12 protein-coding genes are annotated in these 14796 nt (G+C 40.7%); 8 read left to right on the top strand and 4 right to left on the bottom strand.

Annotated elements, in window-relative coordinates; all coding sequences use genetic code 11:
• The 4 genes from AACZ87_RS09345 to AACZ87_RS09360 form a co-directional block, all read right to left on the bottom strand.
• A complete protein-coding gene (locus tag AACZ87_RS09345) occupies positions 1-1194 on the bottom strand; it encodes an aspartate aminotransferase family protein (protein ID WP_339866645.1) in 1194 nt (397 codons plus the stop codon).
• Between the two features lie 6 nt (positions 1195-1200).
• Positions 1201-2013: an acetylglutamate kinase gene (argB, locus tag AACZ87_RS09350; protein WP_339866646.1), complete on the bottom strand. Its 813-nt coding sequence runs from the start codon at positions 2011-2013 to the stop codon at positions 1201-1203.
• A gap of 294 nt (positions 2014-2307) precedes the next feature.
• Positions 2308-3453 (bottom strand): ATP-binding protein, encoded by a 1146-nt coding sequence (locus AACZ87_RS09355; RefSeq protein WP_339866647.1) that lies wholly within the window; start codon positions 3451-3453, stop codon positions 2308-2310.
• Positions 3454-3590: 137 nt separating this feature from the next.
• Positions 3591-4784 (bottom strand): polysaccharide pyruvyl transferase family protein, encoded by a 1194-nt coding sequence (locus tag AACZ87_RS09360; protein ID WP_339866648.1) that lies wholly within the window; start codon positions 4782-4784, stop codon positions 3591-3593.
• 226 nt (positions 4785-5010) lie between these two features.
• Here AACZ87_RS09360 and AACZ87_RS09365 point away from each other — a divergent pair, with 226 nt between their 5' ends.
• Genes AACZ87_RS09365 through AACZ87_RS09400 form a run of 8 tightly spaced genes read left to right on the top strand, consistent with a single transcriptional unit; the run spans position 5011 to position 14637 of the window.
• On the top strand, positions 5011-6558 hold the full coding sequence (locus AACZ87_RS09365; protein WP_339866650.1) for a hypothetical protein: 1548 nt from the start codon (positions 5011-5013) through the stop codon (positions 6556-6558).
• Complete coding sequence (locus AACZ87_RS09370) at positions 6545-7489, top strand: glycosyltransferase family 2 protein (protein WP_339866652.1); 945 nt, start codon at positions 6545-6547, stop codon at positions 7487-7489. The genes AACZ87_RS09365 and AACZ87_RS09370 overlap by 14 nt, the downstream gene beginning before the upstream one ends.
• Before the next feature lie 5 nt (positions 7490-7494).
• On the top strand, positions 7495-8565 hold the full coding sequence (locus AACZ87_RS09375; protein ID WP_339866653.1) for a glycosyltransferase: 1071 nt from the start codon (positions 7495-7497) through the stop codon (positions 8563-8565).
• Positions 8566-8592: 27 nt separating this feature from the next.
• On the top strand, positions 8593-9804 hold the full coding sequence (locus AACZ87_RS09380; protein ID WP_339866654.1) for a glycosyltransferase family 4 protein: 1212 nt from the start codon (positions 8593-8595) through the stop codon (positions 9802-9804).
• Entirely contained in the window at positions 9801-11018 is a 1218-nt protein-coding gene (locus AACZ87_RS09385) for an O-antigen ligase family protein (protein ID WP_339866655.1), read from the top strand. The genes AACZ87_RS09380 and AACZ87_RS09385 overlap by 4 nt, the downstream gene beginning before the upstream one ends.
• The gene (locus tag AACZ87_RS09390) at positions 11015-12007 is read left to right on the top strand and encodes a glycosyltransferase family 1 protein (RefSeq protein WP_339866657.1); all 993 of its coding nucleotides are present in this window, start codon (positions 11015-11017) and stop codon (positions 12005-12007) included. Before AACZ87_RS09385 ends, AACZ87_RS09390 begins: the two co-directional genes overlap by 4 nt.
• Before the next feature lie 8 nt (positions 12008-12015).
• Positions 12016-13716: a right-handed parallel beta-helix repeat-containing protein gene (locus AACZ87_RS09395; RefSeq protein WP_339866659.1), complete on the top strand. Its 1701-nt coding sequence runs from the start codon at positions 12016-12018 to the stop codon at positions 13714-13716.
• 3 nt (positions 13717-13719) lie between these two features.
• Entirely contained in the window at positions 13720-14637 is a 918-nt protein-coding gene (locus AACZ87_RS09400; RefSeq protein WP_339866660.1) for a glycosyltransferase family A protein, read from the top strand.
• The last annotated feature ends 159 nt before the right edge of the window (positions 14638-14796 follow it).

The following is a 14796-nucleotide window of genomic DNA, read 5'->3' on the forward strand; positions in this document are numbered from 1 at the left end:
TTAGGCGGATACAGGGGTTTCGGTTAAAATTTCGTCAAGTTTCTCTAAGAAAATATTCAGCTCCTCTCTGCTGATATTCAATGCCGGTACGAGTCTCAAAATATTTCCTGCGGTAGCATTGGCGACAATTCCTTCTTCGAGTAATTTCAAAACATATGGCTTGGCTTCAGATTTCATTTTTACGCCAAGCATCAAACCTAATCCTCTCACAGATTCAAGTTCATCGTGCTTAGCTATCAACTCAGCCAACTTTCCTTGCAGCCATTCGCTGGTTTCAGTTGCTTTTTTGCAAAGCTGTTCTTCATTAATGACTTCTATAGTCGCAATCGCTGAAGCCGCTACAAGTGGATTTCCACCGAAAGTCGTTCCGTGATCGCCAAACTCAATAGCACTTGCCACCTTCTCATTACATAGAACTGCTCCAATTGGAGCTCCTCCACCTAGGCCTTTGGCCAAAGTCATGATATCTGGTTGTACTCCAAAATGGTCTTTGGCAAACCATTTTCCTGTTCGGCCAATACCACATTGAATCTCATCAAAAATCAGCAAAACTCCTTTTTCGTCACACAACTTTCTCAATCCTTCCAAATATGCTTTTTCCGCAGGAACAACCCCACCTTCACCTTGAATTGGCTCTAGGATCACTGCTGCAGTTTGCTCATCAATGGCAGCCTCAATAGCTGCAAGATCATTAAAAGGGACTTGAGTAAAACCTGTAGGAATAGGTCCAAATCCTTGCTGATATTTCTCTTGGCCAGTAGCGATCGTTGCTAAAGTTCTTCCATGAAAGGAATTGTGCATGGAAATAATTTTTCCGCCTTTACCCTGCTTATGCGCATATCTACGGGCAATTTTAATGGCGCCCTCCACGGATTCTGCTCCCGAATTGGTCAGGAAAACACGATCCAATCCTGAGATTTTCACCAGCAATTCGCTCAGCGCAACTTGTTGAGGACTCACGAAAAAATTAGAAATATGCATCAATTGAGCTGCTTGCTCCTGAATCGCTTTCACGACTTTAGGATGGCAATGCCCAACGTTATTCACGGCTATACCAGCCAATAAATCAATGTATTCCTTACCATCTGCATCCCAGAGCCGACTTCCTTTGCCTTTGATAAAAGCTAATGGAAAGCGATTAAAGGTGGGTAAGTAATTCTCTCTGTCTTTGGTGTATAAATCTTGATTTGTCATAGTGTTTTATAGGGTCAAAGTGGTTCCAATTTGTTTATTTTCAATCACATACTGTGCAATCTGCTCAGGCTTGGTGCCATTTAGAATGATTGCTTTTTTCACTCCTTCCTGCAAAGCCAGCATACAAGATTGAATTTTAGGGATCATTCCGCCTTGAATCGTCGATCCCATGTGTTCATTTACAGCGCTTTCATTGAGTTCGCGGATGATCGATGCAGGATCAGGATAGTTGAGGAAAAGTCCATCCACGTCAGTGAGGACAATAAGCTGATCAGCGTTCACCGCTGCCGAAAGTTTCCCCGCAAACGTATCTGCGTTAATATTATAAGAATTTCCATCTAGGCCATCAGCCACACAAGCAACCACGGGAACATAGCCAGCTTCGCAAAGCAAATTAATTAGGCTATCATCAATATGTGTGATCTCACCTACCAAACCCAAATCCACAGTGCTTCCATCAGCAGTTTTGTGCTGATATTTTTTCGCCAGCACCATCCCTCCATCTTTACCGGAAAGACCGATAGCTTTTAACTTATTATGATTGAGCGTAGAGATTAAGTCAGCATTGACTTCTCCTATCAGAGCTTTTTGGATTTCTGCGAAAGCAATGGCTTCCGTCACTCTGAGGCCATCCACGAATTGTGATTTGATGGCTGCTTTTTCTAGTGCTTTATTTATAAATGGCCCACCTCCGTGTACCATGATGACTTCAAATCCCGCTTCCTGAAGTTTAAAAATCTGTGCTGCAATTTCTTGCTGCAACTGGGGATTGATCATCGCATTCCCACCATATTTGATGAGAATTCTTTGCTTAGACATTTCTACTTTTTTTATATTAAATTGATTTTTTCCGAAACTGGCTCTCCCGTGTGGAGGGACAGAAATGGAAACAAATCAGAATTGAATTACAGCTTTTTAATGTTGATAACTTGATATATACAGGTTTAACTTAGTTAACCTGACATTTTTAAAACAACCTTCGTACCGAAAGAGGATATTTCGCAGATTGTCGGAATGTTGTTAGAATAATGAAACTTAAAACTCTTAAAAGTCAAACGACAAATAATTCTTTGGTACGAAAGGGTGACAAGCTGGCAGATTTACAGTAAAAACCTATCTATCAAACCCTAACATCTCTTCAATATTTTTAGGAGTAACTAGGCCTAGGGTTGACTCAGGGTATGCAGCTGTAAATGTAGAGGGAAATCTGGCTTTGGATTTTTCGCTCCACTTACATTCTATGGCTTTCATACCTTCTTCTGACTCTTCTATAAAATCAATTTCCTGCTGTGCCGTAGTCCTCCAGAAATAATAGTTAGCATCCGAGTTGTTATATGCCTGATACTTCATCCGTTCTACGATATAGTAATTTTCCCATAGAGCCCCCACATCTGTCCTGTTTATAAAAGGATTGAAGTTCCCTAAAATCGCATTTCTGATCCCGCAATCATAGAAGTAAATTTTCTTCCCCTTCTTTAATTCAGTTCTAATATTTCTATTGTACGCGGGAACCCTAAAGATGACATAGGCCTTTTCCAGCAGATCTATATATTTTTCTACGGTGGTCTTATCAGCTTCGACTAATTGCCCTAACTCATGGTAATTAACTTCACTGCCAAGCTGTAGCGCTAGAGCTTTAAGCAATTTCTCAAGTAAAATTGGCTTTTTGATTTGTTCCAGCATCAACAAATCTTTGTAGAGATAGCTTCCCGCCAGAAGTTTTAATAACTCCTTTTCTTCACCAGCATGCGTCACAATTTCTGGATAATAGCCATAAATCATACGATGCTCGATCAGGCGTTTTTCAGCCAATAAGCCATGATGATTTACCATTTCTCCAAAACTTAGAGGGAATAGAAAGAATTCAAATTTTCTGCCGGTCAAAGGCTCATTCGACAAATTCACCAAGTCAAATGCAGATGAACCTGTAGCAATAACTTGCACATCTTTGAGCTGATCTACGACTATTTTCAGTGTTATACCTATGCCGGGAATTCGCTGCGCTTCATCAATAAACAGGATCTTATGATCCCCCAACAAATTTTTTAACCGAGAAGCAGTAGTGTCTGTTAGTTCAGACCTCACATCCGCCTCATCTCCATTTAGATACAACCAGGTATGGCCAGTTCCCTCCAATAACTTTTCACAAAGCGTGCTTTTCCCAACCTGCCTAGGCCCCAAAATCAGGATCGCTTTATTTCGGAACAAACGCTCTTTAATGGAAGGGAGAATGTTTCTATTTATCGCAGTTTGTGACATAGTTAAGAATATGAATCACAAATTTAATATAATTTTTGTGATTTAAATCACAAAATATAGCTATTATTTGTGATTGTAATCACAAAAATCACGGATAATATTTAGTTTGAAATCATCTAAAATCTGTATAAACGCTCTTAATTTGACTCCAATACCTTCACCATCTTATCAAATCCCTTTTTGATTTCAGTAAATTGTCGATCTCTGGATGCTTCCAGATCTTCCTTAGTGGCATTTGTCGCCACTTTGAATTGCTCGTAAATCTCCGAAAACTCAACGGAGCGCTGATTCCCATTCAAGCCCCAAGTTGCCAAATATGCACCTAGCTTTTCTACTTTTAAGCCTACATGCGGTACAGCATAGCTCAACGCCGTAATCGCCCCATGCAAACTCGTACCTACATAACACTTTGAGTTTGCGATCAGGTACATAATGTCCCAGATATTATCCGCATCAAAATAAGTGTATGGGCTTTTCAAAAGTGACCCTATCTCCTGCAACGCCTCATGATCGTCATGATCCAAAGCTTTTCCTATTGGACATAGGCAGATTTCAGTATTCCCTTTTTGATAAATCTCATCCAAACCATCCGCGATAGTCTGTTCATGACCTCTGGTAGTTTTCTTATTTATTTGAGCAAAAACATACTTTCCAGAGTGCTCCGCCACATAGCCGGCGACATCCTGAGTCACGTTCTTATGAAGAAAATTCAGTGGGTAAAATTCCGACATCAGAATGGCCGAATCTGGAAAAAGGTCAGCATTTACTCCATTTTTCATTAAGTTGTCTACAGTCAACTGATCACGAACAGCAAAGTAATCTGCGTTCTGAAGCTTCTCTTTCAAGAAATCATACTTCGCAAAAGTGTCTGGGCTTAGTCCTGAGCCGCCCAATGAATTCAATGTCACAGATTGTACGCCTGCGAAATCTGATTTATCAAATACAAATGGAAGAGTCGTTTTTCCTTTCAGAATTTTCTTTGTCCAGGCATTCAGATCCAACAATTTATTGACTCGCACATGCCTTTTATTAATGCGCTGAAATAGTGGGTTCAGAGCTGCATACAACGAATTCCATGTCACGCCCAGAGCCTCACCGCCCGCGATAATCACATGCACAGGATTAGTTGGATCACTACAGGCTTTATAAAACTTCTGTAATCCTTTGGTAGGCAAACCTCCCACGCTGGAAAGATCGCTTTCTACCAAACCAAAATATTCAAATTCGAAATCCTTGCCATATGAGCTCAATTGCCGTTCGATCACCAGTGGAAAAAGTAAATCTCCGTAATTGTATCGGTCGAAGGCACCTATAATTAAGACTTTTGTCATGTTTTTCATTTTAGTCGATTGCCCATAGACCATAGTCCACAGCCGGTAAAACTGAACTTTGAGCGCTTAGGTGCATTGAATTTTTCATCTGCCCAAGGTCTCTTGAAGAAGTTCGACGAACTCCTTGCAAAAAAGATACTTGATTTTAAATCCAGAGAAATTAAGCTGAGGAACTATTTTTGGTAAGATGGACGTAAATTCAATACAAAATCATTAAAAGACTATTTTGAGCTCCAAACCAGTTGCAGTCCATCGTATTTTTTCAGGTTCAGTCTGGGGGATTTTAGCCAAAATTCTCGATGCCGCTGCCAAGTTCGTGACCATCCCTCTGTTGGTGGGCTATTATGGCAAAGCCGACTACGGATTGATTGCCTTGGCTTTCTCGCTCAATGCTTATCTAAGATTAATGGATTTGGGGATGAATGTGGGATCAGTCCGTTTTTTCTCCATGTGGGAAGCGAAATCCGACTGGGAAAATATTGGAAAAGCATCACGCTCAAGCATTATTTTCTATGGAACCATTGGCCTCATTAACGCCTTGATTTTCATGTTTATGGCCAATTACGGCCAGTTTTTCTTCAACCTTAAACCTGATCAGATTCCGACTTACAGGATCATGATGTACATACTTTCGGCAAGTACAGTTTTAAACTGGCTTTCGAATGTGATCATTCAGCTGCTCAGTGCAAAGGATGAACTGGGATATGTGAATCGGGTGACAGTAGTCAGTAGTGTTTTGAATTTCCTTGTAGCTATAGCAGCCATTCATTTCAAATGGTCGCTGCCATTGTATTTTCTGTTCTATACCATTTCTACGCTTGTCCCGATTCCCCTTAATATTTTAAAACTGAGAGTTTTCCCAATTCCCTTAGGACAATTACTTAATCCGAAATGGGATGGAAAAATTTTCAGGGAGATTATTGGCTACAGTTCCGCGATCTTTTTGATGGGTTTATTCCAACTCACTGCAAATGAACTTCGACCTATTTTGCTAGCCAAATTTGCTTCGGGCATCGATGTGTTGACGGATTATCGTGTGATTCAGACGATTGCGATGCTGATTATTTCCTTTGGAACAATTTTCTTGCAGGTGCTTCTACCTTCGGCTTCCAAAGTCTACCAAGAAGGGAATCATCCTAAAATGGAGAAGATGGTCTTTACAGCCACTCGCTTTATTTCAATTTTTCTAAGTTTTATTGTTTTTCTACTTGTGCTGAATTCTGAAGCCATCCTCCTCCTCTATATGGGGAAAGATTACCTCCATCTGGCGGTCTGGTTGAACATCTGGCTACTCACTGTGCTACTCAATATGCACAATACTCCAGTGGCGAGTCTAGTCCTTTCCTCAGGTAAAACCCGCTTCCTAATTTACTCTTCCGCTACGGCCTGCATACTTTCTTTGCCTATTACAATTATCCTCGCACCCACACTGAATGTCGGCGCAGCAGTAATCGGTTACTTAGCTTACATGCTAATACAGATCGGTTTCTTCTATATTTATTATATTCCTAAAGTGCTAAAGCTAGATAGTAAGAAAATATTTTTCAGTGCTTTTTCCCCTTCGGTCCTAGGAGCTGTGATCGCATTTGCAGTTGCCTTTGGATTGGAGAAATGGATAGAGATGCCGGCAGGAATTCTGGGAATGATCATCAGATCAGCCATTTTCACTACGGTTTTTGCCGCATTCCATTTTCTGTTTATCATCAAATCAGCGGATATTGAATTTCTCCGCACCAAACTTTTGAAAAGAAAAGTATCCAATGAGCAAGAATAAATTTTCGATTTGTATTCCTGCTTACAAGAGCAAATACCTGCAAGAATGCATTGACAGCATACTTGCGCAGACTGTTGAGGACTTCGAACTGATCATTTTAAATGATTGCTCACCGGAGCCAATAGAAGAAATTTCGCTGAAAAATAAGGATCCTAGAATCCGCTATTTCAAGAACGAAAAGAATGTTGGTGCTTATGATCTGGTGGACAATTGGAATAAATGCCTATCCCTTTCCACTGGGGAATATATCGTCATAATGGGTGATGATGACCGTTTAGCGGCAGATTATTTGGCCGAGTTTGAAAAGTTGATATCACAGTACCCAAACTTAAACGTGTACCACTGCCGGAGCAAGATCATCGATGATGATGGAAATGACGTGCTTCTGACACCCGCCCTGCCTGCTTTCGAATATGTCTATGACTCGATATGGCATCGCTTGCGTCAGCTTCGCTCAAATTATATTTCAGATTATTTATACAATTCTTCCGCACTAAAAGCCCAAGGTGGTTTTTACAAACTTCCACTAGCCTGGGGTTCGGATGATATCACCGCCTTCGTCGCTTCTGCTGAAAAGGGCATCGCTCATAGCAACAAACCAGTATTCGAATATCGTAGCAATCGCCTTTCGATCACATCTACAGGAAATGACCTGCACAAAATGATGGCGGACGTGGATTATTCAGAGTGGCTTAGCGAATTCATGAAAGATAACCCTCCACATCCCTCAGAAAAAGTGATTTATCAGCATTTACTGAAGGAAAAGGACAAATACATGCATGACAAGAAATTGTATACAATGATGCTTTCCATGCGTAGTAGTCCATTCGAAAAAGCCAAAACTTGGATGAATTCACGGGACAAATTCGGTTTGTCGATCAAGGACATAGGATTAGCTCTGGCGAAAAGTATGAATTCAAACCGCTCTTAATGGATATGGATTCACATACTAAAATCATTTTCAATCCCTGCGAAAACAAGGAAAATCAATACATCGCTATTCTGGTGAAGGGGCTGGAAAAGCATGGGTATGACGTGAACAGACTGGATGATTTTCTTTCTTCAAAAAAGCATTATCAATCCATCAAATTGCTTCATCTGAATTGGTTTGAAAATCTGGATGACAGCAGCGCTACCAGTATGTGGAAAAGCTATTTCCGAAAATTAGTAGTGCTAGCAGCAATTAGATTTGGTAAGAAAAAGCTGGTTTGGACGATGCACAACAGGCTTTCTCACGAGAAGAAATCCGGAAAGCTAAGTCGGGCATTAACGGGAAAAATCGTCTCACAAGCAGATGCCATTGTAATACATTCTGAGGTAAGCAGAGATATTTTGCGCAGTCAATACCCAAATTTGAAAGCTAAGGTTATCCATATTCCGCATCCTGATTTTGTCGATGTATATGGTCAAATTCTGCCAGAAAGCAATGAGAATAAGAATGAAAAGTTGAAGCTGCTTTTCATCGGTGCGATCAAACCTTATAAAAATATAGAGTTGCTGATCGAAGTGGTAAAGGGTTTTTCAGATTCAGTACACTTGACCATTGCCGGCAATCCAAATTCTGAAGCTTACCGGGTGGAACTGCAGAAGTTGGCAGAGAAAGTGCCCAATATTTCCCTGGAACTGAAATTCATTCCGGACGCTGAATTACCAAGCTATATTCATCAGTCCGATTTATTGATACTTCCTTATTCCTTGGAAAGTAGCCTGAACTCCGGAACTGTCATTCTAGCTTTTTCTTACGGAAGAGCCGTCATCTGCCCCAGAATTGGCACTATTGCTGACTTAAATGCAGGAGATGATGTTTTTGATTATAGTTACCAGCAGGAGTCTGAGCACTTGAAAGCTTTGGAAAAGCAGATTCTCAAAGCAGTAACACTTCATCAAACCAACCCCAAATCTCTGATCGAAAAAGGTCATAGAATGAGAGATTTGGTTTTAAAGAAAAACAGTGAACAAGTCGTAACTAATAGCCTAATCGAGCTATATGAAAGCCTTCTAAATTAAAACCTTTTTTTCAGCTAGTCCAACTCAATGAAAATACTATACATCAACTCTCTTTATAGCCCGCTGATCGAAGGTGGCGCTGAGATTTCCCTAAAGCTGATCGTGGAGGGAATGAAATCCTTGGGCCATGAAGTCGTAGTGCTGAGTCTAATGCCTGAACAAGGCCTGAAGAAGGAGCATGTTGATGGAGTAAAAGTATATAGGGCTGGTTTGCAAAACGGGTATTGGCCTTATTCCAAAACAAAGAAAAACAAGATTTCACGACTAGCTTGGCACCACAGAGACCAGTCCAATGAGGCCATGGCTGAAGTAGTGAAGGTAATTTTGATAACAGAGAAACCTGATATCGTCTCCTGTCATAACCTCGCAGGTTGGTCTGCGGCAGTCTGGAAACCAATACGCAAAGCAGGAATCCCAATCGTTCAGGTGCTACACGATCTGTATTTGCTTTGCCCGAATAGTAACATGTTCAAGAATGAGCAAACCTGCAAAAACCAGTGTTTGAGCTGTAAACTTCTGCGAAGCAATCACGCTGAAAAGTCAACCCAAGTGTCCGCCGTAGTAGGTATCAGCAATAGCATTTTGCAGCGTTTTATTGATTTCGGCTATTTCTCAAATGCTTCCAGAAACATTATTTACAACACACGAACTATTCCAAACCCACCTCCAAAAGCTCCTAGAAAATCTGAGCAACCAATTCGATATGGCTATTTAGGCACACTATCTAAAGTAAAGGGATTGGAATGGCTAATCGAACAATTCAAGACCTTAGACTTCGAGGCTAAGTTGAGCATTGCAGGAAAAGGCGATGTGCAATACGAGAAGCATCTGAAAGAAATTTCCTCAGGAGCGAATTTAGAGTTTGTAGGTTATGTTAATTCTACCGAATTTCTAGCTGAAATCGATGTGTTGATAGTCCCATCACTCTGGGAAGAGCCGCTGGGAATGGTGGCTATCGAAGCCTTGGCAAACCATGTTCCGGTGATCGCAAACAAAAGAGGAGGACTTCAGGAAACGGTAAAGGACGGAATCAATGGGCTTTATTGTTATGACAGTGAGCCGGGTTCTTTGAGCGCGGTGATGCGACAGATCTATTTTGAGCCACATCTTTACAATCAGTTTAGTCAAGCTGCTCGGGAATCTGTAGCTTCTATTTTGGATGCGGATCGCTTGATCGGGGAATATGAGACTGTTTTGAAAGAAGCATTGAAAAAACCACTAACTGTTTTTTCAAAATGAGCACACCGGAAATTACGTTAACAAATCAGACCACAGTCCTTGAAGGAAACCAATGGAAAACCATTTCCATTGCTGAGACGTTGTTTTTGCTTTCGCTGATTTCCATGTTTTTACCGGCAAAAATTTATCCGGTGATTTTCCTCGTAAGTTCATTCTTTTTTTACAGAGAAACTCCACAGATAAAATTTCCAAACTGGTCTATAGCTCTGGCTGTTTTTAGCGCCTACGCAGTAATCAGTTATATGATTAACTACCCGGGCGAGCCTCTTGCCCTGACCAATATCATAAAATTAGTCATCAACTTCTGCTTTCTCTTTTTGAGCATCAATTGGCTTGGCTCACGGGACAACGAATCACTGATTAATAAACTGGACATTGTTCTACTTATCGTCTTGGCACTTTCCCTCGTGCAGCTTTTGATCTATCACCAAGCTTACGATTTCAGCCTAATCCTTGGCAGTGACTCTTCGGGACAAGCAAGTACTTTATATCGAGATTCGCTTTTTTATTGGGGCTTGGATGATAAAAACATGTTCGGAGCTCGCATTGCCTTGATGGGTTTTTCATTCATCGTGATCCCTATAGTTCTGAAAAATAAGCTTTCGACCTGGAGAATTGTCTTTGTATTTCTGATCGCGTTTCTCAGTCTTTCACGTACGCCGATTGTTGCGCTGATACTTGGAGTTTTCATGTTGATTTGGTCCTCTGTCAGTAAAAAATGGAAAATAGTGCTAGTTATTTTGATCGCCATTTCACTCCCATTTGTACTACAAAAAGTAATCAGGGTAGACTCCTTGACTTCTTCAAATGATGGAATGGGTATCAGACTAGTCTATTGGAAGGCTTTTTTCCAGCATTTCGATACGATTTCTCCGCTTGGTAATGGCTTCCTCAGCGCACCGGGCTTTCTAGAAACATACGCGGATTTCTACCGGGGAGAATCTCACATTCATAATACATTTTTGTCCACTTACTTGCAGATGGGCGTCGTTGGATTTTTTTCCTTCGTTGCTTTTTTAATCTGGTTTGCACAGGAATGCTGGCGCAAAATGGAAAATCCACGACTTTGGCTTTCACTATTTCTGCCAATTCTGGCCATTATGATGATTCTGTATTCAGGGTATGACAACGATGTGGTAATGTACTTCTGCCTGATTTATCTGATTGGAAGTCTTCAGGAAATCAACTTCAAAAACATAAAACTCGGCCTATGAATCGACAGAAAAAGATATTGATCGATAGCCGCTGGGCGGGTAATACAGGAATCGGTAGACTGTACCAGGAAGTCATGAAATACGCTCCAGCTGAAGCTTCCTGCGAATACGTTCAGAGTAAAATGGGGTTGGGAAGTTTGCTTTCTCCTTTGATGCTGGGTGAGGAAATTAAGAAGTCAAGTGCAGAGGTATTCTACAGTCCTTCTTTTATGCCTCCTGCTTTTTCGAAAACGCCATTTATTTTTACCGTGCATGATTTGATGCATTTGTTTTATTATTCTAAGCTTCACAAGATCTATTATGAGCAGGTGATCGCGAGACTAGCGCCAAAAGCAAAGAAAATCATAACGGTTTCACATTTTAGCAAAAGCCAGCTAGTAAATATACTTGGGATTCCCGAAGACCTCATAAAAGTGATTTATAATGGAGTAGACCATCATTTCCTCCATAATGAAGAAGAATTTGAAAGTGCGAGACCTTACTTCCTTTATGTAGGAAATAGACGTAAAAACAAGAATGTGCCTGCCATGCTTTCAGCTTTTGCCAAAGCCAGAATCCCAAATGAGTTCATGTTCTTTCTATCCGGAAACAGCGACCCAGAACTTGATGTCTTGATTGGCAGTCTAGGAATTCAAAAAAGGGTTCGGTTTTTGGGTTTTATCGAAGAGCAAGATTTACCCAAAATATATAAAGGCGCCCATGCGACTTTGTTCGCCTCGCTGATGGAAGGCTTTGGCTTACCAATCATAGAGTCCATGGCTTCAGGCACGCCCGTTTTGACATCCAATACCAGCTCTCTTCCTGAGATAGCAGGTGGCGCAGCACTTTGTGTTGAGCCAACAGACATTTCTGCAATAGCAGTGGGCATAGAAAAACTTGTAAACGAGGAAGAATTCTATGTGGATTGCATGGTAAAAGGATTGGTGCGAGCACAGGAATTTAGCTGGGAGAAAACAGCTGCAGAAACATGGGATACTATTCTTTCCTAAATCAAACCATGCTTAAATACCTTTCATTCTTTCTGCTTTTTACTTTTCCCTTATCCGGAATCTGCCAATCTGATTCTCTGCAAGTTGGAGAGTACACAAATGTCCTTGACTTTGGCATCTTGGCTAATTCCGAAGAAGATCAAACTGAGGCAATTCAGGCGTTGATCAATCAGGCAAAGGAAGGTGAGACTGTATTTTTCCCGGAAGGTGAATACCAGGTTCGCACAATCCTACTTAAATCGGGCGTAAATATCCTTGCAGAAGGAACTCTCAAACATCATCCATCAGCTAAAGTGGGTGAATATTCCATTGAGAAACAAAACTCTCCAAATCCCCTGATTCTCGGACAAGGTGTGAAAAATGTAAGTGTTTCTCTGAGAGGCGAATCCAAAAATGAAGGCATCTACCTATTAAAAAGCCATCAAATCCGCATTTATAATACAGAACTAACGGGCGATTCCACGAAACTGAGAGCTTATCCAGGCATCATGACGTTTCAGTCAAGTGGAATTGAGATTGCAAATACAAGAATTCATCATTTCGGAATGCCAAGGACGGAAACTCACAGCTATCAGCCGGGAACGGGGATTCGGATTATGTCCAGCAATACAATTTCCATTCATAACTCCGAGATTTATCAAAATGGAGAAAATGGGGTTTTTATTCACGGAAGCCGCAAAGTAGAAGTCATCAACAATGTCATCCGGCACAATGGAATGTCCGCGATTCAGGTAGCTTTTGGAAACTCCGGCAAAGAAAAGGATTACATTTTCTCCCATAATATTCTGGAAGGGAATGCTTCGGATGCAATAGATATTAACAACCGATCCAAAGAAAAAGCAAAGGATATAGAATGTGTGATTACAGAAAACATCACTTGTGGAAATGGTTTTGTGAAAGGAGAATCTACTCCGGATGGCTCTGGAATAGTCACATTGATTAATGTATCCAATGTGTTGATTTATAAAAATGAAGCTTACCGAAATAACCGACCTGCTATATACGTGGAAAGCTGTGGAGTTATATTGGGGAAGGAAAACTGGGCAGACAATCAAGTAGAGATTACGTTGGATTTAGAGGAATTGCTGCTAGAGAAAAATAGATTCAGCAGCATTAATTTGATCGCAAATACAAAAGCACAGAAAATTCATCTCCGGGATAATGTGCTGGGTTCACTTTCCCTTCCCAATGACATTCATATTGCTGAGTTTACTATCGAAAAAAACAGCTTTTCTCATGCCAATTTCAATCTTAACCTAAAGGGCAAAATAGAGTTGAAGGAAAATAAGATTGTAAACAAATCGAGCAATCCGGCTATATTAATCACACAGGCCAATGGTGCACTTATAGAAAACAATGAGATTCTCAGTCAAAATTCTTCAGCTATTATTCTTCGAAAAACAGCTAGAAACGTCCAAATAATCGGTAACCAGATCAATTCTTATAACACGGCAATTTTTGATGATAACTCTACAGAGCTAGTCGTCAAAAACAACAAAATCACATCTATAGTTGGAGGAAAAGAAAATCAGGCCTTTCGTAGTCACTACCCCAACAAACTCACCTTAGAGGGAAATGAATATGTAGGAATTAAAAATACAGAAACGGTACTTTTCGTGGGAAAAGGAAAAGCGTCGGTCGGAAAGGAAAAACTCGTATCGGGCACTGCCAATTATGGTGGAGTAGAAATCACAGAAATTTATTTTTAAGCTATGCAAGTCAATATTTTTATCCCAACCCTGAATGCTGGCAAAATCTGGAAAGATGTACTTGCTGGTGTGGCAATGCAAACCTATCCTATTTCAAGATTGGTAATCATCGATTCGGGTAGTACTGATGGTACTTTGGATCTGATCAATGAGGAAACTTGCGATTTAATTCAAATCGACAAAAAGAATTTTGACCATGGCGGCACTAGGCAAATGGCTGCTGAGACTTTTCCCGATGCAGATATTTTTGTATTTCTTACCCAAGATGCAATTCTAGCAGAGCCAGATGCCATTCGCGTGATGGTAGAGAGTTTAGCAAATAACCCTGAGCTCGGGATGGTCTATGGCCGTCAGCTTCCCCACAAGAATGCGAAGGTTTTGGAAACTCATGCCAGACTTTTTAATTATCCCGCAGAATCAAAAATCCGGGGTTTAGAAGATGCTGACCGTTACGGAATTAGAACAATTTCCTGTTCCAATTCTTTCGCTGCCTATAGGAAAACAGCCTTTTTTGCTGTCAATGGCTTCCCAACAGGCTCAATTTTAGGTGAAGACGTATTAATTGCAGGTAAAATGTTATTGAATGGATGGAAATTGGCATACCTTTCGCATTCCAAAATATACCACTCACATGATTATTCGGCCATTGAAGAATTTAAGCGGTATTTTGATATTGGAGTCTTCCATATCAACAACCATTGGATCTTTGAAAACTTTGGCCGGGCAGAAAGTGAAGGATTCAAATATCTCAAATCAGAACTCACCTACACACTTAAGCATAATCCATTATTGATCCCAAAATGTCTGATTACAACTGGGGCGAAATTGGTTGGCTATAAACTGGGACTTCACTATCGCTCCCTCCCGCTTGGACTTTCCAAGTCACTCTCTATGACCAAGGCTTATTGGAGCCGTTCCTAATCTAGTTCCACTAGGAAAAAAACGCTCGATCTGTGGATAGCCTCCACATAATAAATGTTAACAACCCCCCAAATAACTCCCAAACAGCCAAACTAGGCATGTTTGTGCTTGGCATCCCAATTGGATAAGACTAAGCACCACAATAATTGACTTAAAAGA

This window comes from uncultured Algoriphagus sp. (assembly GCF_963974365.1).
GTDB lineage: Bacteria > Bacteroidota > Bacteroidia > Cytophagales > Cyclobacteriaceae > Algoriphagus.

What these genes read in the sequence shown, in the direction of transcription:
- AACZ87_RS09345 (WP_339866645.1), bottom strand. Translation starts at nt 1,194, where the DNA reads ATGACAAATCAAGATTTATACACCAAAGACAGAGAGAATTACTTACCC.
- argB (WP_339866646.1), bottom strand. Translation starts at nt 2,013, where the DNA reads ATGTCTAAGCAAAGAATTCTCATCAAATATGGTGGGAATGCGATGATC.
- AACZ87_RS09355 (WP_339866647.1), bottom strand. Translation starts at nt 3,453, where the DNA reads ATGTCACAAACTGCGATAAATAGAAACATTCTCCCTTCCATTAAAGAG.
- AACZ87_RS09360 (WP_339866648.1), bottom strand. Translation starts at nt 4,784, where the DNA reads ATGACAAAAGTCTTAATTATAGGTGCCTTCGACCGATACAATTACGGA.
- AACZ87_RS09370 (WP_339866652.1), top strand. Translation starts at nt 6,545, where the DNA reads ATGAGCAAGAATAAATTTTCGATTTGTATTCCTGCTTACAAGAGCAAA.
- AACZ87_RS09375 (WP_339866653.1), top strand. Translation starts at nt 7,495, where the DNA reads ATGGATTCACATACTAAAATCATTTTCAATCCCTGCGAAAACAAGGAA.
- AACZ87_RS09380 (WP_339866654.1), top strand. Translation starts at nt 8,593, where the DNA reads ATGAAAATACTATACATCAACTCTCTTTATAGCCCGCTGATCGAAGGT.
- AACZ87_RS09385 (WP_339866655.1), top strand. Translation starts at nt 9,801, where the DNA reads ATGAGCACACCGGAAATTACGTTAACAAATCAGACCACAGTCCTTGAA.
- AACZ87_RS09390 (WP_339866657.1), top strand. Translation starts at nt 11,015, where the DNA reads ATGAATCGACAGAAAAAGATATTGATCGATAGCCGCTGGGCGGGTAAT.
- AACZ87_RS09395 (WP_339866659.1), top strand. Translation starts at nt 12,016, where the DNA reads ATGCTTAAATACCTTTCATTCTTTCTGCTTTTTACTTTTCCCTTATCC.
- AACZ87_RS09400 (WP_339866660.1), top strand. Translation starts at nt 13,720, where the DNA reads ATGCAAGTCAATATTTTTATCCCAACCCTGAATGCTGGCAAAATCTGG.